3 protein-coding genes and 1 pseudogene are annotated in these 1,195 nt (G+C 42.8%); 1 reads left to right on the top strand and 3 read right to left on the bottom strand.

From position 1 onward, the window contains the following. Positions 1-404, top strand: a pseudogene (locus F6K20_RS39245) (hypothetical protein); the annotation flags it as partial. Between the two features lie 47 nt (positions 405-451). On the opposite strand, the gene F6K20_RS39250 reads toward F6K20_RS39245, so the two are convergent. The 3 genes from F6K20_RS39250 to F6K20_RS39260 all read right to left on the bottom strand — a co-directional run bounded on the left by F6K20_RS39250 (position 452) and on the right by F6K20_RS39260 (position 1,075). Beyond that, positions 452-574, bottom strand: coding sequence for a hypothetical protein (locus tag F6K20_RS39250; protein ID WP_287265504.1), 123 nt, complete (start codon positions 572-574; stop codon positions 452-454). Then, on the bottom strand, positions 564-881 hold the full coding sequence (locus F6K20_RS39255) for a DUF4359 domain-containing protein (RefSeq protein ID WP_009149304.1): 318 nt from the start codon (positions 879-881) through the stop codon (positions 564-566). The genes F6K20_RS39250 and F6K20_RS39255 overlap by 11 nt, the downstream gene beginning before the upstream one ends. A gap of 71 nt (positions 882-952) precedes the next feature. Further along, positions 953-1,075 carry a hypothetical protein gene (locus F6K20_RS39260; RefSeq protein ID WP_267872079.1) on the bottom strand — a complete coding sequence of 41 codons (123 nt, stop codon included), beginning with the start codon at positions 1,073-1,075 and terminating at the stop codon, positions 953-955. Between the last annotated feature and the right edge of the window lie 120 nt (positions 1,076-1,195).

Below are 1,195 nucleotides of genomic sequence, written 5' to 3' on the forward strand. Positions count from 1 at the left end.
CTATTACCAAATCAGTTTGTATGAACTCAGAAGTTCCTATGTCTTTGTGTGCTGATATCAGGACTCTTACTAAGTACAAATGTCGGAGCAACTGGGTTCTCCGAAGCTTTCTCATGCCAAATACCCCTGAAGTTGCTACACTTATATCCAATCAGACTCCCTACTCGGTAAAGTATTGGATCAATGATAGGATACAAAAATTGTCATCAGGAAGCGATAAAATCTATACCAATAACTTTTTAAACATAAAGTTTGAATCTTGCTCTGTAGGAACCGAGGATGGAAGCAAGGCTAAAGAATGTACTATCAAAACCAGGAGTTTAGAACGAGGTAAAAGATATCGGTTTACAGCCTCTGATTTAGACTATGAATCCCTTGATATAGAAGATTTTCCACGATCATAGTTTCTTATAGGGCTGCAATTCTGATAGAATTAAGTAAGCATATGCGCCTAGGGCATATGCTGATAACTGATAGCTGATAGCTGATAGCTGATAGCTGATAACTGATAGCTGATAGCTGATAGCTGATAGCTGATAGCTGATAGCTGAATGCTTATATAATTAAAACACAAAAAATTTGCCCCCTAGCCCAACAGTGTGGAATTTTTTCCCCCAGAAGTTGGTGGTATAGATACTGAAAAGAAAATAGTTTTGGTGACGAGTGTAGCTTTCGATCACTGGCTTAACTGCACCAGGTGGTAAAGGTTTACCGACAAAACAAGCTGCTTTTACCCCAAGAGGAAGGGATTTCTGCTGGCAGTAAGTATCGTGTAAGTGCCATGACGCATGATCAAGATAAGCATCTTTAGTTGGATTGGTGAGTGCCATAATGCTGGACACTAAAGCTAAGAAAACGGTGTTATTGATGCGCTGATACATAATTTCTTGTTATTAAATGTTGGTAATTAGTTGCGTAGGGTGCGTAGGGTGTGTTAGGAGCGGACTTGCCCTTATTGTTCGCCTCGACCGCCAGCCTTGGGATAGTCCGCCCCGTAACGCACCGCCAGTGTTAGGTTGCTGCCCGGAAATTGAAACGGGCAAGATGCCCGTTCCACGCCTGATGCCCGTTCCACAGGTGCGACCCGTGGCGAATTTAATAATTAGATGCGGAAAGCGCACCTAAAAGATGCCGGTTCCACTCACCGGGTCAAACAGCTTTAATGAGATGCACTCTACCCGGTCAGCCATAGGAT

Origin of the sequence: Moorena sp. SIO2C4, assembly GCF_010672485.1 — a bacterium.
Lineage (GTDB): Bacteria > Cyanobacteriota > Cyanobacteriia > Cyanobacteriales > Coleofasciculaceae > Moorena > Moorena producens.